17 protein-coding genes are annotated in these 18,090 nt (G+C 51.3%); 9 read left to right on the top strand and 8 right to left on the bottom strand.

The genetic code is table 11. From position 1 onward, the window contains the following. Positions 1-21: 21 nt before the first annotated feature. Positions 22-717: an SDR family oxidoreductase gene (locus ACR02O_RS07290; protein ID WP_458136751.1), complete on the bottom strand. Its 696-nt coding sequence runs from the start codon at positions 715-717 to the stop codon at positions 22-24. A gap of 153 nt (positions 718-870) precedes the next feature. On the opposite strand from ACR02O_RS07290, the gene ACR02O_RS07285 reads away from it, so the two are divergent. After that, positions 871-1,071, top strand: a complete 201-nt coding sequence (locus tag ACR02O_RS07285) for a KTSC domain-containing protein (protein ID WP_458136750.1) — start codon at positions 871-873, stop codon at positions 1,069-1,071. Between the two features lie 24 nt (positions 1,072-1,095). Here the strand turns inward: ACR02O_RS07285 and ACR02O_RS07280 are convergent, their stop codons facing one another. Beyond that, positions 1,096-1,980 carry a 3'(2'),5'-bisphosphate nucleotidase CysQ family protein gene (locus ACR02O_RS07280; protein WP_458136749.1) on the bottom strand — a complete coding sequence of 295 codons (885 nt, stop codon included), beginning with the start codon at positions 1,978-1,980 and terminating at the stop codon, positions 1,096-1,098. A 17-nt stretch (positions 1,981-1,997) separates the two neighbouring features. Further along, entirely contained in the window at positions 1,998-2,969 is a 972-nt protein-coding gene (locus ACR02O_RS07275; protein ID WP_458136748.1) for an oxidoreductase family protein, read from the bottom strand. Between the two features lie 144 nt (positions 2,970-3,113). On the opposite strand from ACR02O_RS07275, the gene ACR02O_RS07270 reads away from it, so the two are divergent. The 5 genes from ACR02O_RS07270 to ACR02O_RS07250 all read left to right on the top strand — a co-directional run bounded on the left by ACR02O_RS07270 (position 3,114) and on the right by ACR02O_RS07250 (position 7,572). Then, the gene (locus ACR02O_RS07270) at positions 3,114-4,163 is read left to right on the top strand and encodes a threonine aldolase family protein (protein WP_494523081.1); all 1,050 of its coding nucleotides are present in this window, start codon (positions 3,114-3,116) and stop codon (positions 4,161-4,163) included. A gap of 91 nt (positions 4,164-4,254) precedes the next feature. Next, on the top strand, positions 4,255-6,120 hold the full coding sequence (locus ACR02O_RS07265) for an intermembrane phospholipid transport protein YdbH family protein (protein ID WP_494523080.1): 1,866 nt from the start codon (positions 4,255-4,257) through the stop codon (positions 6,118-6,120). Next, positions 6,117-6,314, top strand: a complete 198-nt coding sequence (locus ACR02O_RS07260; RefSeq protein ID WP_064010563.1) for a YnbE family lipoprotein — start codon at positions 6,117-6,119, stop codon at positions 6,312-6,314. The genes ACR02O_RS07265 and ACR02O_RS07260 overlap by 4 nt, the downstream gene beginning before the upstream one ends. Positions 6,315-6,325: 11 nt before the next feature. After that, positions 6,326-6,667, top strand: a complete 342-nt coding sequence (locus ACR02O_RS07255) for a YdbL family probable chaperone protein (RefSeq protein WP_415879042.1) — start codon at positions 6,326-6,328, stop codon at positions 6,665-6,667. 155 nt (positions 6,668-6,822) lie between these two features. Next, positions 6,823-7,572 (top strand): IS5 family transposase, encoded by a 750-nt coding sequence (locus tag ACR02O_RS07250; RefSeq protein WP_458137371.1) that lies wholly within the window; start codon positions 6,823-6,825, stop codon positions 7,570-7,572. Positions 7,573-8,108: 536 nt separating this feature from the next. Here ACR02O_RS07250 and ACR02O_RS07245 read toward each other — a convergent pair. Further along, entirely contained in the window at positions 8,109-8,882 is a 774-nt protein-coding gene (locus ACR02O_RS07245) for a hypothetical protein (protein WP_033158353.1), read from the bottom strand. A gap of 7 nt (positions 8,883-8,889) precedes the next feature. Beyond that, the gene (gene hslO, locus ACR02O_RS07240; RefSeq protein WP_101054586.1) at positions 8,890-9,771 is read right to left on the bottom strand and encodes an Hsp33 family molecular chaperone HslO; all 882 of its coding nucleotides are present in this window, start codon (positions 9,769-9,771) and stop codon (positions 8,890-8,892) included. A 75-nt stretch (positions 9,772-9,846) separates the two neighbouring features. Between hslO and msrA the strand changes: the two genes are divergently transcribed. From msrA to ACR02O_RS07225, 3 genes are all read left to right on the top strand, one after another. Next, positions 9,847-10,479, top strand: coding sequence for a peptide-methionine (S)-S-oxide reductase MsrA (msrA, locus tag ACR02O_RS07235; RefSeq protein ID WP_494523079.1), 633 nt, complete (start codon positions 9,847-9,849; stop codon positions 10,477-10,479). A gap of 256 nt (positions 10,480-10,735) precedes the next feature. Next, positions 10,736-12,589: a methanol/ethanol family PQQ-dependent dehydrogenase gene (locus ACR02O_RS07230; protein WP_101054581.1), complete on the top strand. Its 1,854-nt coding sequence runs from the start codon at positions 10,736-10,738 to the stop codon at positions 12,587-12,589. A 93-nt stretch (positions 12,590-12,682) separates the two neighbouring features. Beyond that, on the top strand, positions 12,683-13,540 hold the full coding sequence (locus ACR02O_RS07225; protein ID WP_494523078.1) for a quinoprotein dehydrogenase-associated putative ABC transporter substrate-binding protein: 858 nt from the start codon (positions 12,683-12,685) through the stop codon (positions 13,538-13,540). A 14-nt stretch (positions 13,541-13,554) separates the two neighbouring features. Here ACR02O_RS07225 and malQ read toward each other — a convergent pair whose 3' ends face one another. From malQ to glgC, 3 genes are read right to left on the bottom strand one after another with little or no spacing between them, the layout of a single operon-like run. Then, complete coding sequence (gene malQ / locus ACR02O_RS07220; protein WP_101054575.1) at positions 13,555-15,027, bottom strand: 4-alpha-glucanotransferase; 1,473 nt, start codon at positions 15,025-15,027, stop codon at positions 13,555-13,557. An 18-nt stretch (positions 15,028-15,045) separates the two neighbouring features. After that, on the bottom strand, positions 15,046-16,737 hold the full coding sequence (locus ACR02O_RS07215; protein ID WP_494523077.1) for a glycoside hydrolase family 57 protein: 1,692 nt from the start codon (positions 16,735-16,737) through the stop codon (positions 15,046-15,048). Continuing rightward, complete coding sequence (glgC, locus tag ACR02O_RS07210; RefSeq protein WP_033158346.1) at positions 16,727-18,007, bottom strand: glucose-1-phosphate adenylyltransferase; 1,281 nt, start codon at positions 18,005-18,007, stop codon at positions 16,727-16,729. Before glgC ends, ACR02O_RS07215 begins: the two co-directional genes overlap by 11 nt. Between the last annotated feature and the right edge of the window lie 83 nt (positions 18,008-18,090).

Below are 18,090 nucleotides of genomic sequence, written 5' to 3'. Positions count from 1 at the left end.
AAAACTTAGAAGCCAAAAAGCTTACCAAGGCAATGCTGAGCCATCGTATTTAACAAAGCTGCCGCTATCGGCCAAGCTGAAATTGGCTATCACTTTACGCATGCCCGATACGCTTTCTTCAACGTCGATCAAGCCGTTCGGTCCGCCCATATCAGTTCTGACCCAACCCGGATGCAGAATCAATACGCCGATGGACGAAGGCCGCAAATCGATGGACAGGCTCTTCAAGGCCGCATTCAAACCGGCCTTGCTGGAGCGGTACAGGATGCTGCCGCCGCTGGTATTGTCGGTCATGCTACCCATCAAGCTGCTCAAGGCCACGATCAAGCGTTTGTCGCCGCGCTGCACCTGTGGCAGGAAGGCTTCGGCCAATTTAAGTGGCGCCATCACGTTGACCGCCAGCACGTTTGCCCAGGTTTGATAATCCAGTTGCCCGAAACCGCGACCGGCTTGATCGCCATAAACGCCGGCATTATTCAGCAAGACATCGATTTTGCGATCGGCTAGTTTGCTTGCCAACGCATCGATTTGGCTGAAATCCGCCACATCCAGCGTCTCGATTTGAATGTGCGAGTATTGTTTGGCAAGCGCCGCCAAATGTTCGGCCTGGTCCGGCTTGCGGCAGGCCGCGATGACCTGGTAATCGGCGGCGGCATATTGCCGGCAAAACTCCAGACCCAAGCCGCGATTGGCGCCGGTGATTAAAACAGTTTGCATCGTTACGTCTCCAAACGAGTGATTGAAAAATAAGGGGCTCGCTACCGCTTGCTGCAAGCCTAGCAGGTCCGCCAGTAAAATTGCCGATTGAACTATTCGTATTTAGCCATGCCTCACCGACACAGTTTTAGCATGAAATTCCCGGAGGCTACTATGCAAATGCAATCAGTTAAATCCAGCACTATCGACGTGATCGGCTACGACGAACAAACCCATAAATTACGGGTGTCGTTCAAAGACCGGCAAGCTCAGGATTTTTGCCACGTGCCCGAACACCTGTTTGCCGCATTTTTGAAAGCCCGCTCCAAAAACCGATTTTATAAGCGCCACTTACAGAACCTCTTTCCCTGCTAGAAACCAAACTTGAAGCGGCGGCAATTACTCCGGGCGCAATTGCCGATAAAGCCCAATCATGCGTTCGACGACAGCCTGATCGGAACCATACAACACGCCGGAATGGTTCATAAACGTCGAGCCGTTCGGATTTAATAGTAACGGTTTGCCGTGTATATCGCTGACCGGCGCGCCGGCTTCCTGGAACAAACAAGCGGTAGCCGCGTAATCCCACACACTACCGCCCCCCTTATCCTGCTTAGGAAATTTGAAATAACACGCCGGCGCCTCAGTCAGCGCTTGGCAGGCATTTAAGGCCGCGCCGCCTTGCAAACGCAGCTTGGCCCCGGCATAGCCCAACTCTACGGCTATATGCTGCAATGCGGCCTGCGTAGCGTGATACAGCGGATCTTGGGCAAAGCTTTTATCGGTAATGAACGTCAAGACTGGCGCAGGCGGTGCCGGCTTAAAAGCGTGTTGGTTTTGCCAAGCGCCTTGGCCTTTAATCGCCCGATAGAGCGTGTGAGTTAAGGGATCGTAAACGACGCCAATCAGCGCCTCTCCGGCGCGCGATACCAAGGCGATGGACACCGAATAACCCGGCACGTTTTCGATAAACGGCAAGGTGCCGTCTAAAGGATCGATACACCAGAAATAGTCGTGTTGCAGACGGGCGCCATCGTCGGGACTTTCTTCCGACAATAAAGCCAAATCGTATCTGGCGCAGATCGGCCGCAAGGTTTGCAGAATAATCTCCTGACTCAAATGATCGATTTCCGTCACTACCCGAGCAGCCAGACTGGCGCCGCCGTCTTTGCTGTTTACAACAACCGCAGTATGCGCAGACTTGGCAATCAATTGTCCGGCCTGCATCGCCGCGGAGATGGCACACTGGCCGAGTAAATACAGATCGTCCGCTGACAAGCGCATCGGTTCTCCTGGTAATTTTATAATTGGGCGATGACTTGCCGCGCCAGCCGTTCACTATAGCTGTTGGGGGACCAATAGCCGGGACTCCAACCTTTTAAAAAACGGTGAAAATCGGTCCAGGCTACTGGATAAAGTGCCCGCCAATCACGTTCGACCGCATCGGCATCGACGGGTTTTTGTTGACGCCGCAACGCCTGTTGCAAAGCCTGAAAATAAATATCCAGCAATTCGCTCTCCCGGCGCTGGCACTCGTCCTGGCCCAAACAGCTATCGATAAAATACGCGACATCCTTGATTCCGCAACCGCCGCCGACATATTGAAAATCCACTGCCGCGACCCGGCTGCCGTCCGCCGAAAAACAAAAATTGGCCAATTTGGCATCGCCGTGCACAAAGGTTTGATACGGCGTATCGCGCAGTTTTTGATCAATCATCGGCGCGGCATTTTTCAAGACAATATCCTGCAAGGCCTCCCATTCGTTGGGCCGGGTTTGCAGATGCCAATAAGTGCCGGTGGGCCACAAACCACTGGGTTTTTCACCGATAAACGTGGCATGGAAATTGGCCAGCCAATTTAAACATGTGCGTATCTCCCGTTCCCCGGCCCGCGAGCGGCGTTGCGGAAACCCCACCGGATGCAGGTCTTCCAAGACCATGACTATATCCTCACCGAACATTTCGAAAGCTAAACACGCCGGGACTCGGCAATCCGTGTCGCAACGTTTGGCCCAGCCTTGGTACCAAGCCGCCTCTATCTGATAAGAGCGGACTTTGCGCCGATGCGACAGGTCTTCATTGGAACCGGGCGTTTGCAGACTTTGTGCCGACAGTTTTACGTGTTTGACGATCACGCTAGCACTGTCGCAGCCGCTTAAGCCATAGCGCAAAATATAGCCGTAGCCGCTCCACAGACTTTGAATGGTTTCAAGTTGAAATGCATCATCGGCACCGGTCGCCTGAAGCACGAGATCGCGAATGGTATTTTGCATGGGTGGAGAGTGCCTTAAAAGATTGCTATTTTCCGGGAATACGCCGAACGAAAGCCAGGCTCGCGTGTCGGATTGCGGTATCGTTGGTATAGTTCATATCGTCGTATAGCCCATACATTAAACATCACCGCCATGATAGCAACCATGAATTTTGCATCCGATAACTGGGCCGGCGCTCATCCGGCCATTTCCCAACGCTTGTTGGCTGCCTCCGCGGGCTTTTCAGCCCCCTATGGCGCCAGCGCGCTGGATCGCAAAATCGAGCAACAGTTTAACGAGCTATTCGAACGGGAAGTCGCAGTCTATTTCGTCAGCACCGGCACAGCAGCCAATTCGCTGGCGCTGGCAGCCGTCAACCGTCCGGGCGGCGTCTCGTTTTGCCATCGAGAAGCACACATGCTGGAAGACGAATGCGGCGCACCGGAGTTTTTCACGCATGGCGCACGGTTGGCGCCAGTGGACGGCGACAACGGCAAAATCGATCCGGAAAATCTGAAAGCGGAAATCGAGCGTTTCCCGCCTAATTTTGTGCATGCCGGCCAACCCATGGCCATTTCCATCACTCAGGCCACCGAGATCGGCACGCTTTATCAACCGGAGGAGATTGCCGCGATTGCCGACATTGCCCAAACTTACGGCTTACCCTTGCACATGGACGGCGCGCGCTTTGCCAATGCGCTAGTCTCGCTGGGGTTAACGCCTGCGGAAATGAGCTGGAAACTAGGGATAGATATTGTGTCTTTCGGCGCCACCAAAAACGGCTGCTGGTGCGCGGAAGCCTTGGTGTTTATGAATCCGGCACAGGCCAAAGATTTACCGTTTATCCGCAAGCGCGCCGCGCAGTTGGTATCTAAAAGCCGATTTATCGCCTGTCAGTTTGAAGCGTATTTAGACGACGGACTTTGGCTGAATCTCGCCTGCCACGCCAACGCGATGGCGGCGCGTTTGCAAAACGGCATTGCCCACTCAAAAAACGCCCGCCTGGCCTGGCATGCAGAAGCCAATGAGGTGTTTGCCGTGCTAAACCAAACGCAAGCGGACCGCTTGCAACAACAAGGCGCGGTGTTTTACCCCTGGAATCCGCCGCGCGCAAACCCTGGCCTGGTAGCCGACCAGGAAGTATTGGTGCGTTTGGTCACCAGTTTTGCGACACAGGCGGAGCAAGTCGATGCCTTTATCGAGCGTTTGGGCTGAGGCAGCCGATTTTGCGTGTCTATCGTCCCAAACTCCCAGCTGCCATGTACTGGTTAGTCACTCAACAGACCGGCTACGTCAGGCTATGAACTTGCCTGCCACCACAAATGATTTACAGCAGCGCGGCTCATGGCGGCGCAAGATGGCTATTACGCTGCTGATGCTTGGGTTATTTTGCCTGGCCCTATGGTGGCAGCGTTCAGTTCTGCTGGAGTTGTTACTGCAACAGGCCATGAAACAAAGCGCGCTCAGCGCACCCTCGTTGTCGGGGCTGTCGTTTGATTCCAAGCAAGCCAAGCTGGCTGAAATCAGCTTCGGCCTCGCCACACCGACTGGCAACTTATCGGTTGCGATGCAGAATGTTTCAACCGATTACGATCTGGAAAAACGAACTATCAGCAACGTCAGCATCGGTCACGCCGCGCTGAAATTCAACTACCACCCTACCGACCAAGCTGCGACGCAGACATCGGAAAACACTCCCATCAGCTTACCGCTGGACCGATTGAGCATCGCGAAACTTGAAGTTGATGTAGATACGCCTTGGGGCTTGAGCAGCTTTGCTGGTCAAGCGGACGTCACACGAGGTGCGGCCGATGCCATCGATGCAAGGTTTCAGGATGCCCAACAATCCATTCACCTAGATATCGAACCCGGTTTTAGCGCCGCCAGACTCAAGGTCCAACGGCTGCCAGCTGGCAAACTATTCGAACTAAATGCCAGCCAACTGGATGGTCCGGCCAAGCAAATTAAGCTGGATGCCGGCGCGCTGTCGCTGATCGAGTCGCTTAACAACAGCCTATTGATACCACAAGCTTTGCGAGCAAAAACCCAGTCATACGATTTAGCCAAATTAAGCCCGCTACTAAGCGCCACGCAGCTCAGTGCAAGCGCCACTACGCCGGACAACTTTGCCACGCTGCAAGCTCAAGCCTTTCTGACAAAAGATAAACAGTCTCTGCTGGCTATGGATTTGTCGATGACGAACAAGCAAACAATCGATATGAACGGCCGCCTGGACATGGCCGCCAGCGAGGCATTCGATTTAATCAAGCCCTGGTTACCGGCCATGGCGGCCAGTTGGACGGTTGCCGGCGGCAAGGCACACGGAAATCTAAAACTGCATCGGCCAAGCAATCAAGATGTTTCCGGAATGGCACAATTGATTATCGCCGATTTGGCCTTGACGGCCGGCGCGGCGAAAATCGAGAACGGCAAGGTGGAACTGAACATTCCGGAGCTGGCGGATCGCGCCGTGGACTTGTCTGCCGAGATACCGACGCTGGGATTAGGTAAAGACTTAATAGCGCAAAATCTTAGTATCAAGGCCCGCTATCTCGATCAGGAACTGACACTAAGCCAAGCCAATCTGGCAATATTCGGCGGCATCATGGAATTGAAACCGGACAAAATACCGCTGGAGCAAACGCCGATACTGCTGACTTTACGACTGCATGCAGTCGATCTATCGCAACTTTTAATAAGCCTGCATTATCCGAATATTTCCGGAACCGGCTCAATAGACGGAGAACTACCGTTGCAGTTGTCGGCGGGGGCCATAGATGTGCAAGACGGCAGCCTCAGCGGCACACAGCCGGGTGTGTTACGCTATGTCGGACCGGCCGATAGTCAGAATATCGCCTTTAAGGCTCTCAAAAACCTGGTTTACCGGAATCTGCAAGCCAAGGTAAATTATCGCCCAAACGGCGACTATCACCTGGGCTTACGCCTGGAAGGCAATAACCCGGAAGTATTATCCGGCCATCCGCTGGCGTTTAACCTAAATATCAGCGGCCAGCTACCCGAGTTGCTACAAAAAGGTATTTTAGCCGGCGATTTGGAACGGACCATTCTGGAACAGGCTATCGCCAAACCGGCCGATGCTGGAGCATCGCCCAAACCCCCAAGCGGGGATCAACCACCCAAACCGCCGCCGGCGGACCGGAGGAATCAATGAACTGGAAAGCTGCAAGCAGCGCGGCCATCTTGTGCGGCAGTATCTACCTGACGGGGTGTTCGCCCTCCGTCAGGTTGGAAGCGCCGGACAAACCGATTGAGATCAATATGAACGTCAAAATCGAACACGAAATCCGTCTGAAAGTGGAAAAAGACGTAGACGAATTGCTTTCCAGCCAAAAAGGCTTGTTTTAAAGGAGCGAGTGATGAAAAACAAAAATTTGCTATCAATTTTGGCGCCTTTGTTTCTGGGCTTATATCTGACCGCCCTGCCGGTCAACGCCACCGATCTAGCCCAGGCAAAATCGGCAGGGCTGGTGGGCGAACAAATGAACGGTTTCCTGGGCCTAGTCAAGCCCGATGCATCGGCCGAGATAAAAGCACTAGTTGAAAGCATTAACGCCCAACGCCTGGCGGAATATCAACGCATAGCGGCTAAAAACGGCGTTGCTGTGGAGGAAGTGGGTCGACTGACCGCTCAGAAAGTGATAGGCCAAGCGGCACCGGGACAATTTGTAGAAACGGCTTCCGGCTGGACGCAGCGTTAAGGAGCTGGGGAGGACCGTCGGCAATCCAAGTGGTGCGGTACTTTATAGGTGTCGCGTCGGCGAGACTAGGGGCTGTTGCCATTTTGTCATAATCCCTTTGAAAATCGATTGGCGAGCCATATTGATTGAGTTTTCAATCAAACGATAACTAGCGAATGCCACGCCAACTGCTTACAGATACCCACTGGGAAAAGCTAAAAACGATTATGTTGAGTTTCAGCATTTACGACAAACCCGGTCTTCGGCAAACGGTCGAAGGGATTTTTTATCGCTTGCGTGTTGGCTGCCCTTGGCGAGACTTGCCCGTCGCTTTTGGCAAGTGGAATGCCGCGTACAAGCGCTTCAATGCCTGGTCACTGCAAGAAAAGCTGAGGGGTATCTTTCAGGCGCTAGTGATTGAGCCTGATTTGGAATGGCTATTTATTGATGGCAGCATTATTAAAGCCCATCAACACAGTAGCGGCGGCGCCCATGAAAATCCAACAGCCATCGGGAAATCGGTCGCAGGCAACACGACCAAAATCCATATGGCGGTTGATGCCGGTGGACTTCCCATCCAGTTCTCGATTACGGGGGGCGAAGTACATGACTGCAAAGAAGCGCCGGAATTTGTGGCCAAGCTCCCCCAGGCGGGCTACATGATTGCAGACAAAGGGTATGACAGCGAGCCGTTACGGATTCAAATTCGAGACCAAGGCACAGTCCCCATCATCCCAAGAAAACAAAATTCAATAGTCGGGAATGAGGAAATGGACTGGTGTCTCTATAAATATCGCCACCTCGTTGAAAACGTATTTGCGCGACTGAAACATTTTAGAGCTATTGCCACCCGATATGACAAACTAAAACGCAATTTTGAAGGTGCTATCGCCCTGGCTTGTGCATTTATATGGTTACCGATGTGAAACGGCAACAGCCCCTAATGGCAAAAAGATAAATACCGTCATTTGTTCGCAGTGGCACTAATAAGTCAAATTTAGCTATCTCCCGACCTAAACCTGAACATCACCAGCACCACTCGGGAGAAGTTACCTTGCGATCCCACTTAGTCAAGGCGAGCACAACTCGTTAAAACCGCTGGCTGGACAAGCAATTAGCTCTCTAAAGCGTCAATAATCAGACGATTCGGTCATTCGCTCACGCCGAGGAGAAACCAGACACAATGCCCACAAAATCAATGTGCGACAAATTGTCACACTTTTTTGTGGACAGCAGTATTTTAATCCAATAGAATGCGCCCACTTTCAGCGAAACGCAGATGATTCGAAAGAATCATGACCGTTAAATGAGGGGGGGGATAGGCGACCGTTAATCCGGTATAAGAACAACAATAAACGCAAGAAATTAACCTGCCGTACAACGGTAGGCGTCCAATCAATATAAAAAATAACACCGGACGAAGCCCACTTTATGTGGGCTTTTTTATGCCTGCCGTTCTAGCTCACATACCCGCCACTTTTTTATCGTCTTCTTCCTGAAAATTCCTGTAATTGATCGATATTTTTAAGCCGGCAAAGCGGCCGGACATCTTGATCAATTCGGAGGTGGTTTTATCGAACATCAACCTGACTTCGCTCAAAGCTCTGTCCTCGTAACCTTCTTCGATATCCTTGGCATCCAGCCGAAAATGGTAAAGATACACTTCCTGTTTTTCTTCATCGGTGATTTCCAGCGGCTCGCCCAGTTGTTTAATTACCGTGGCTTTTTTTGGCAGCAGCGCGGCGATTTTCTCCATTTGATCAGCCTTCGCTCTTAACTGCTTTTTCTCTTCGTTGATTTCCGCACCGCCCAGCGAGCGAAATGATGCCTCCAAAAACTCCGGCGGAGCGATTTGTAGGAATAGGTTGGAGAAAGTCCAATCGGTGATTTTATCTTCCTTGTTAAAGGCCAGATCCAGATAAAAACTGATTTCCGGCGCAATCAGCTTGCTGTCTTTGTCGATCTTACGAAACCAATAGCGCCAGCGTTTGCCGTCCCCGGTATGCTCTTCGCTACTGGCATGCAACTTAGCCAGCGACACAAAATCTTCGCTGAGCAGTTTGGGTTGCTTAAAATGCACGGTGAAATCTTCTTTAGATGTCACCGCAAAATAACGATCAAACTCGTCCATTTGCAAATAAGTCTGGTAGGCGTGCAACCAGTGCAAACAACCTGTCATGCTGCTGAGTAATACAAAAGCCAGAGACAGGCGAAAAAAGCGGTTAATTTTAGTCATAGCCCCCTCAGTGCCGGGTAGGCGAGTGATTATCAGTTTCGGCTGCCGGATTGGTCAGCAGGTTTTCCACATCAACCTTGTCAAAGTGGTATTGCGCTCCGCAAAATTGGCAATCGACTTCGATGTCGTCGCGTTCCCGCAAAATTGCTTCCAACTCTGACCGCCCCAATGCCGCTAAAGTGCCGCCGATTTTTTGCCGTGAGCAATTGCATTTAAATTCCACCGGCTCCGGATCGTAAATCCTGACCTTTTCTTGATGAAATAAACGGTGCAATAAGTCCTCGCAATCCAGACTCAACAGTTCGTCGGCGGTAACGGTATTCGCCAATATTTCGATGCGTTCCCAGTCGGCTTTGTTCTGATTGCTACTCGGTAACTCCTGGATGAACAGGCCGGCCGCATGGGTTTGATTGGCAAACAGCCACAACCGGGTATCGAGTTGCTCGGACTGAGTGAAATAGGTCCTCAACACATCCGCCAGCGTTTCCGCCTCCACACCGACGATACCTTGATAAGGTTCGGCATTCTCCGATTCCACGGTCAATACCAATCGGCCGCCCTCACCTACCATGTCCAGCAAATTTGCGCCGGCGACAGTGGCCTCACTGCGCACCAAGCCCCTGATTTGCCGTTCGTTGCTGGATTGCGCTACCAGGGCTTTCAAATCGCCGCCGCCCTGAATCTGCATGATCATCGCGCCTTTAAACTTGATGGTTGCCGACAACAACACCACCGCCGCCAAGGCTTGTCCCATTTGCGCATCGACGGCATCATTGACTAAATGTTGATATTGTTTAGCTTGCTTCCAACTTTGTTCCAGCCGCACCCATTCGCCACGAACTCCGTGTTCCTCGAAAATAAAGCGGCGTAAGCAATCTTGTTGTTTCATGATTTAGTGGAATCCTCTTAAATAAGCGGAGATTATAATCCGCACACCCTCATCATTCGACCTCGGGATGCACTCATGTCTTTTCTATTCAAAAAAACCGCTATGCCCAGCGCCGACCAAGCCTTACCGGGACGTCAGCAAGCCATAGACAGCGGCCTATTTCACGCCGTCAACGGACATCCTATCCATCCGCCATTTCCGGCGCATCTGCGACAAGCCGTGTTCGGCATGGGCTGTTTCTGGGGTGCCGAACGTAAATTCTGGCAACAAGCCGGCGTATTCAGCACCGCAGTGGGCTATGCCGGCGGCTTTACACCCAACCCTACTTATCAGGAAATTTGCACCGGCATGACCGGCCACGCCGAAGTGGTGTTGGTGGTGTTCGACCCGGGCGTAGTGTCTTACCAGGATTTATTGGCAATATTTTGGGAATCTCACAATCCCACCCAAGGCATGCGACAAGGCAACGATGTCGGCACCCAATACCGATCAGTCATCTATTGCCAGGACGACCAATATGAAACAGCCGTGGCAAGCCAACAACAATACCAAGCAAAATTAACAGCCGCCGGCTTTCCAGCAATCACCACCGAAATCCGCAATGCTCCGACTTTTTATTATGCCGAGGAAGATCATCAACAGTATCTGGCTAAAAACCCGTCCGGTTACTGTGGCTTGGGCGGCCTGGGTGTCTGTTTTTCCATATAGCCGAATCGCCGAGAAATCCTAAGGCATTATAAGACTTGAGATTATTGTTTCCCCGCCATCCCGGGAGAGTTTTTCCGGTTGACTTTTAGGAAAAAATCCTTCAATTTACGCGCTTGGTGTGGCTCTCCCTCTGCGCTCGGTTATAGCCGAACAAGCCCTAAAGGGCAGTCATCCAAATAGAGCTTTAAAACTAATATTAGTCTTAACAACACAAAACCGTACTCTGTCTCATCAACAGATTACCAGGAGGAAACATATGAAGAAGCCTGTAAAAAACTGGCTGCTTGCTTCGACTGTAGCGACTTTACTTGCTGCACCAACTGTCTCTACCGCTAACAGCGATGTTGAAAAACTGACACAAGACCCAGCCAACTGGGCTACATGGGGCGGAGATTACGCCGGCACACGTTACAGCAAGCTGTCGCAAATCAACGCTCAAAACGTTAAAAACCTGCAACCAGCCTGGTCTTTTTCTACAGGTGTTTTGCGTGGTCATGAAGGCGGCCCTTTGGTTGTTAACGGCGTCATGTTCATCCACACTCCGTTCCCAAACACCGTTTACGCGATCGACCAAAAAACTAAAGCAGTCATCTGGGAATTTACCCCAACCATGGACGCTGACGTCACCATCCCAGTAATGTGCTGCGATACCGTTAACCGCGGTTTGGCTTACGGCGACGGCAAAATCTTCCTGCAACAATCAGACACCGTACTGACTGCACTGGATGCCAAAACCGGTAAGCGCGTATGGAGCGTACAAAACGGCGACCCTAAATTGGGTATGACCAACACCAACGCACCATTGGTTGTTAAAGATAAAGTCATTACCGGTATTTCCGGCGGTGAATTCGGTGTACGCGGCTTCTTGGCTGCTTACAATATCCGTACCGGCCAGCTGGAATGGAAAGGCTACAGTATGGGTCCGGATAAAGACACCCTGTTGAAACCAGGCAAATCCACCACTTGGCAAGACGGCAAAGTCACCCCTGTTGGCCCAGACTCAGGTACCAGCACCTGGAAAGGCGACCAATGGAAAATCGGCGGCGGCACTACCTGGGGTTGGTATTCTTACGATCCTAAACTGAACTTGGTTTACTACGGTTCAGGCAACCCATCGACCTGGAACCCAGTACAACGTCCTGGCGACAACAAATGGTCTATGTCATTGTGGGCACGTGACGCCGACACCGGTGAAGTTAAATGGGTTTATCAAATGACTCCACATGACGAATGGGACTATGACGGTATCAACGAAACCGTTCTGGTTGACCAAGAAGTCAAAGGCAAAATGCACAAAACCATCGTGCATTTCGACCGTAACGGCTTCGGTTATACCCTGGACCGCGAAACCGGCGAATTGTTGGTTGCTGAGAAATTCGACAAATCCGTCAACTGGGCGTCTCACGTCGATCTGAAATCAGGCCGTCCTGAAGTAGTGCCAGAGTTTTCTACCGAGCACAACGGTGAAGACGTCAACACTGTAGGTACTTGCCCTGCAGCGTTGGGTTCTAAAAACCAACAACCTGTTTCTTACTCTCCACAAACCGGCCTGTTCTACATTTCAGGCAACCATTTGTGCATGGAGTATGAACCCTTTGAAGTTTCATACACCGCAGGTCAACCTTATGTAGGTGCCACGCTGTCGATGATGCCTGCCGGCGCTGACGTGCTGACCGGTAAAAAAGACGGCACCACCAACTTGGGTCAGTTCACTGCGTATGACGCTAAAACCGGCAAAATCGCTTGGTCCAACAAAGAGCAATTCTCTGTATGGTCAGGTTCGGTTGCTACCGCTGGCGGCGTCGTATTCTACGGCACCCTGGAAGGCTACCTGAAAGCAGTTGATGCTAAAACCGGTAAAGAATTGTACAAATTCAAAACCCCATCAGGCATCATCGGCAACGTCAATACTTGGGAATTTGAAGGCAAACAATACGTTGGCGTTCTGTCAGGTATCGGCGGTTGGGCTGGTATCGGTATCGCTGCCGGTATCGACGACGGTACTTCTGCATCCAGCTCAGAAGGTTTGGGCGCGGTGGGTGCATACAGAAGCTTGAGCTCTTACACCAAATTGGGTGGTACACTGACTGTGTTCGCTCTGCCTAACTAAGATCTAACCCGTTAGATTTCAGTAAAGCAAGCCTTGGTCGAGTAATCGGCCAAGGCTTTTTTACGTATAGTACCCAGCTAAAAGGAAACTGCGATGAAAATGTTCTCACCCGCCTCAAAATTAATAATGACGGCGACCTTGGCTGTATCAGCGATTTCTGTGAACGCCCAAGACAAATTCAGGGTTTGCGCCGACCCGCTAAACCCGCCCTATTCGACCAAAGAACAAACCGGCTACGAAAACAAAATCGCCGCCCTATTTGCCGAACAGTTAGGACAGGAACTGGAATATACCTGGCTACCGGAAAGAATCGGCTTTATCCGCAACACATTGAAAGCCGAGAACGATAACGGCGAAGGCTTTAAATGCGATGTAGTGATGGGCGTGCCAGCCGGCTACGATCTTACCGATACCAGCAAACCCTACTTCCACTCGACTTATGTGCTGCTGATTGCCAAAGGCCGTGGCTGGGACGATATTAAAGACAGCGCACAACTAGCCAATCTCCCACTAGACAGGCAGGAAAAACTGAAAATAGCAATGTTCGACCGCGGCCCAGGCACAGAATGGCTGCAAAAAAACGGCTTGCTGGAGCAAGGGATTCCCTACCAAAGCATGACCGGAGACAGCGAACACAACACCGCTATGCAAATCGAAAAAGACTTACGTGCCAAAAAAATAGATATGGTGATACTTTGGGGACCTATGGCGGGATATGTGCAATCGCAAGCCCCAAAAGGCAGTTATATTGCTATACCTATGCAATCTTCACCGGGCTTAAAGTTTGATTTTTCAATAGCCATGGGCCTGCGCCAAGGCGACAACAAACGTAAGCAACAACTGAATGATTTGATCGACAAAAACTTGGATAAAATCCAGGCCATCATCGCAAGTTACGACATCGCGGTATTGCCGATCCCCGCAGAAACCGGCAAAAAAGACGACGATTGAAACGTTATTAAAGCCTAGCGCCCGAACAATCTAACCAGATGCGCAAAATGTCCGGCTTTATCATCGGTTAATTGCGACCAATCAAACCGCCAGCGCCAATTTCCTTCGGTTGTGCCTGGCGTGTTCATTCTATCGGGTGATCCCAACTTCAGAATATCCTGCATCGGAATCACCGCCAGATTGGCAACCGAGCCTAATGCGGCATGAATCAAGGCACTGGGCATAGGTAGGCTAGACCAGCCAAGATAATCGTATATACGCTGTTTCTCGCCGTCATTAAGCCCTTCGAACCAGCCCAGCGTGGTATCGTTATCGTGGGTACCGGTGTAAACCACGCTATTTTTCTGGTAATTGCAGGGCAAATAAGGATTGCGACTATCGTCGCCGAAAGCAAACTGCAAAATCTTCATCCCCGGCAAATCGAAATCGTCGCGCAAAGCTTCTACTTCTTCAGTAATAATCCCAAGATCTTCTGCCACCAAGGATAGCGAGGCAAATTGCTCCTGAATCGCCGCCAGCAATTCCGCACCCGGCGCTTTAACCCAACGCCCGTTGATGGCGGTGTGCTCGCTGGCCGGAATCTCCCATGCCGCCTCTAAGCCGCGAAAATGATCGATTCGCAAAATATCGAACATTTCGTACTGGGATTTGATTCTATCCAACCACCATTTAAAACCGGTTTTCTGCAAATATTTCCAGTCATAGTGCGGGTTCCCCCAACGCTGACCGTTCTCAGAAAAATAATCGGGCGGCACGCCGGCCACGACATCCATTTCGCCCAAATCGTTAAGTTTGAAGACCGCCCGATTCGCCCAAACATCGGCACTGTCATACGATACAAAGATCGGAATATCGCCAAACATCAGTACGCCATGCTTGGCGGCGTAATCTTTCAACTCGTGCCATTGCCGGAAAAACACATACTGCTCGAATTTGATCGTTTCGATCACAGCCTTCAGTAACTGCTTTGATTCATTCAGTGCGCCCGGCTCGCGCTGCTTCAGCGCGTCCGGCCATTGATTCCAGCTTTTATGTCCAAACACATTCCGCAAAGCGATAAACAAGGCAAAGTCATCCAGCCAATCGGCCTTTTCCACGCAAAACTGTTTAAAATCGTGCTGCTGCTCGGCATCAGCCAAGCTTTGAAAACCGTAAAAGGCTTTGGTTACCAAACAACTTTTGGTGTATTCGGCGTTGGTATGGCAATCGCCGCAACGGTCGGTAGTTTGCAGCCAACCCTTATCGGCTAGCCATTGAATGTTAATCAGGGCAGGATTGCCGGCATGTGCCGACAAGCACTGGTAAGGTGAACCGTCGCCATGCGTCATACCCAACGGCAAGGTCTGCCAGACGGTAGCACCTATATCGTGCAGAAAATTAACAAAATTGAAGGCTTCCTTACCCAAATCACCACACTCTCCACGGCCCGGGAGCGATGTTATATGTAACAAAACACCTGCGCGGCGTTTATCCAAGAGAGCACCCATGTTGTTTATTCCGTTTTATTATATTTGAATACCGCGCCGCATTGCGCCACCCATCGCCGGGCTACCGCTACCTTGCGTAAACGACAAAGCCAGATACGGCGGCGGCTCTACGCCCAGCAAACGATAGAGGTTGCTCAAATTAAGCCGATACTGTTTTTCAAAATCGCTGACCGCTTCGCCGGGATTATAATCACCGAACCACCAAAACCAATCCGACCCCTCGCAGACGCCCAATTGCACCTGTGCGGCAGCCAATTGTTGCTCGGAGAGTTTGCCGTTGGCGACCGCTTTGTCGAAAGCGTTTTTGACATCAGCCAACATCTCCCAGCCGCAGTTCTTATCGGCATCGCCGATCCAGGTTGAAAACGTACCATACACCCAACTACCGGCCACCAATTTCGGCAAGGACCCAGACTGGGGAGCGGCACTATCCAGATAGTCAGAAAAAGTGGTTAATTCGATACGCGGATGTTCGCTAAGCCGCTTGTACAGCGCACTAAGAAAATGATACCCGTTATCCGGAAAATATTCCCAGGCATTTTCGCCATCCATGATTATCGAAACCAGGGGCGTCTGTGGCTCATAATCGGCGATATTTTCCAAGTGCTGAATCAGATCGGCCACCGCATCATCAGCATGCCATTTTGAATATTCAAACCCGATTAAATCCGACAAGCCGTCGTCGCGAAAAAAACAGGCGATCTCCGCAGAACCCAACTTAAAGGGGCGATGCACAGCAACCGCATCGCCAAGCGCGCTGGCGCGTATGCTGTTATGCAAGACGTTACCACCACTGGCGGCCCATTTGAAACCAAAATCAGCTAACACTTCCAGGGTCCGCTGACTGATACTGCCCTCGGACGGCCAGCAGCCTTGCGGTTCGAAACCGAAAAAATGCCGAAAGGTCGCTAAGCCTTTTTGCAAATGCCAACGCACGCGCTCTTCACCACCGGGGTAATGACTAATACCCGGCAAGGTTACGCCAGGCATTGCCTCGCGGGCACTGTCTATCTCGAGCATCAACGGCATGATGGGGTGCGCATAAGGCGTCACCGACAGTTCGATGCGGCCTTTTCTAGCCAAAGCCTTATAGCGGTAGATAACTTTCGACAACAGATCGCGAATAATTTCAACAATCTCGATCCTGTCATGCAGACTAAAGCCGCTGCCTTTTTCGATTAAGCGTTTGACGCGGTTATCGTTGAGCTTGACCGTCTCGCCCATCCAGACCAAGTGATACCAGACCAAAATGTCGGAAATAAATTGCGCATTCAGGTAATTGACTGAGTCCTGGTGAGCTTCAATCCAGTCTGCCATATTGGTTAGCTTACGAAAAGCCGGATAGCGTTCGATCTGCCGCTCCCGGTTGGCTTTTCGGCAATCGCGTAACAACTTTAAGCGCTTTTCAGGATCTGCGGAAACCGAAGGTTCGACCAATGCAGCCAAAAGAGGGTCCTTGATGGCAATTCTATCGTGCAAATAGCCGTTGACTTGGTTGGAATAATCTTCGATCTGCTCCAATAGGATAGGGGCAAAATTCACCACCGCTTTAGCCCCCGGCACGGCCTCCAGATGCGCGACCATATCCACATAATCCTTGATCACATGCAGATAGGTCCACGGCAGCTTGAATTCCCCGCTCTGCATGTCGCGGTACTCAGGCTGGTGCATGTGCCAGCAGAGCACCAGCTTAAGCTTTTTATCGGACATAATTCCGTCTTTGTCCCAGCATATCGGATGTCACCAACACCACACCGCCCTCGCTGACGTGAAAACGTTTTTCGTCTTCCGCCCGGTCCTCGCCAATCACCGTACCTTCCGGTATTTGACAACCCTTTTCGATGATGGCTTTGGTAATCCGGCAATGTCTACCGACATTCACTTCGGGCAAAATCACTGAATCCTGCACCGAGCTGTATGAATTGACCCGCACCATAGAGAACAGTAAGGAGTGGCGCACCGTGGCGCCGGAAATTACGCAACCGCCGGAGACCATGGAGTCAATAGCCTGGCCGCGTCTATCGTCATCGTCAAACACAAATTTAGCCGGTGGCGTTTGCGCTTGATAGGTCCAGATCGGCCAGGTGTTGTCGTACAAATTCATATCGGGTTTGACACCGACCAATTCCATATTGGCCGCCCAATAGGCATCAATGGTTCCCACATCGCGCCAGTAGCTTTGCTGGCCGCTTTGCAAATCCAGGAACGGATAGGCGTTGACCCGGTATTTTTCGATCACCGACGGAATGATGTCCTTGCCAAAATCACGGCTGGAGCCTTTGGTATCGGCATCTTTGATCAATTGTTCGAACAAGAAGCCAGCATTGAAAATATAAATACCCATGGAAGCCAACGCCGTGTTTTCCCGGCCGGGCATCACCGGCGGATTTTCGGGCTTTTCCACAAACGCCTTCACCCGGCGATTTTCATCGACGTGCATTACACCAAACGCCTTAGCGTCTTCCAGCGAGACTTCGATACAACCGATCGTCAGATCGGCCTTATTGGCAACGTGATCGGCCAGCATTACCGAATAGTCCATCTTGTATATATGATCCCCGGCCAATACCAATACAAACTCAGGATTACGGGCCCGCAAGATGTCGATGTTCTGATATATCGCATCGGCGGTGCCTTGGTACCAGGAATGTTCGTCATGCCGTTGTTGCGCGGGCATCAAATCGACATATTCACCAAACTCGCCGCGCAAAAAGCCCCAACCTTGTTGGATGTGGCGAATTAGCGAATCCGCCTTATACTGGGTAAGGATACCGATCTTGCGAATGTCGGAGTTGATACAATTGGATAAGGGAAAGTCGATGATACGGAATTTACCGCCAAACGGCACCGCCGGCTTGGCCCGCCAGTCGGTCATATCCTTCAGCCGCGATCCGCGTCCGCCAGCCAGAATTAACGCAATGGTGTTGCGGGTTAAATCATTGACCCGTCTCTCCGTTTGATGTGTATCGACGACTGACATGTGTATCCTCTTTCAATTAAATAAGCTTTACCGCCCAAAACCGGCTGCAACCGACATTTCACAGATTTCTCTACCTGCCACTT

The sequence above is a fragment of the Methylomonas sp. PHL2-19 genome, assembly GCF_059331595.1.
This window is presented reverse-complemented; position numbering and strand designations above follow the sequence as displayed.

Bases quoted from the DNA above. Each gene is read 5' to 3' on its own strand.
- ACR02O_RS07290 (WP_458136751.1), bottom strand. From the start codon at position 717: ATGCAAACTGTTTTAATCACCGGCGCCAATCGCGGCTTGGGTCTGGAG.
- ACR02O_RS07285 (WP_458136750.1), top strand. From the start codon at position 871: ATGCAAATGCAATCAGTTAAATCCAGCACTATCGACGTGATCGGCTAC.
- ACR02O_RS07280 (WP_458136749.1), bottom strand. From the start codon at position 1,980: ATGCGCTTGTCAGCGGACGATCTGTATTTACTCGGCCAGTGTGCCATC.
- ACR02O_RS07275 (WP_458136748.1), bottom strand. From the start codon at position 2,969: ATGCAAAATACCATTCGCGATCTCGTGCTTCAGGCGACCGGTGCCGAT.
- ACR02O_RS07270 (WP_494523081.1), top strand. From the start codon at position 3,114: ATGAATTTTGCATCCGATAACTGGGCCGGCGCTCATCCGGCCATTTCC.
- ACR02O_RS07260 (WP_064010563.1), top strand. From the start codon at position 6,117: ATGAACTGGAAAGCTGCAAGCAGCGCGGCCATCTTGTGCGGCAGTATC.
- ACR02O_RS07255 (WP_415879042.1), top strand. From the start codon at position 6,326: ATGAAAAACAAAAATTTGCTATCAATTTTGGCGCCTTTGTTTCTGGGC.
- ACR02O_RS07250 (WP_458137371.1), top strand. From the start codon at position 6,823: ATGCCACGCCAACTGCTTACAGATACCCACTGGGAAAAGCTAAAAACG.
- ACR02O_RS07245 (WP_033158353.1), bottom strand. From the start codon at position 8,882: ATGACTAAAATTAACCGCTTTTTTCGCCTGTCTCTGGCTTTTGTATTA.
- hslO (WP_101054586.1), bottom strand. From the start codon at position 9,771: ATGAAACAACAAGATTGCTTACGCCGCTTTATTTTCGAGGAACACGGA.
- msrA (WP_494523079.1), top strand. From the start codon at position 9,847: ATGTCTTTTCTATTCAAAAAAACCGCTATGCCCAGCGCCGACCAAGCC.
- ACR02O_RS07230 (WP_101054581.1), top strand. From the start codon at position 10,736: ATGAAGAAGCCTGTAAAAAACTGGCTGCTTGCTTCGACTGTAGCGACT.
- ACR02O_RS07225 (WP_494523078.1), top strand. From the start codon at position 12,683: ATGAAAATGTTCTCACCCGCCTCAAAATTAATAATGACGGCGACCTTG.
- malQ (WP_101054575.1), bottom strand. From the start codon at position 15,027: ATGGGTGCTCTCTTGGATAAACGCCGCGCAGGTGTTTTGTTACATATA.
- ACR02O_RS07215 (WP_494523077.1), bottom strand. From the start codon at position 16,737: ATGTCCGATAAAAAGCTTAAGCTGGTGCTCTGCTGGCACATGCACCAG.
- glgC (WP_033158346.1), bottom strand. From the start codon at position 18,007: ATGTCAGTCGTCGATACACATCAAACGGAGAGACGGGTCAATGATTTA.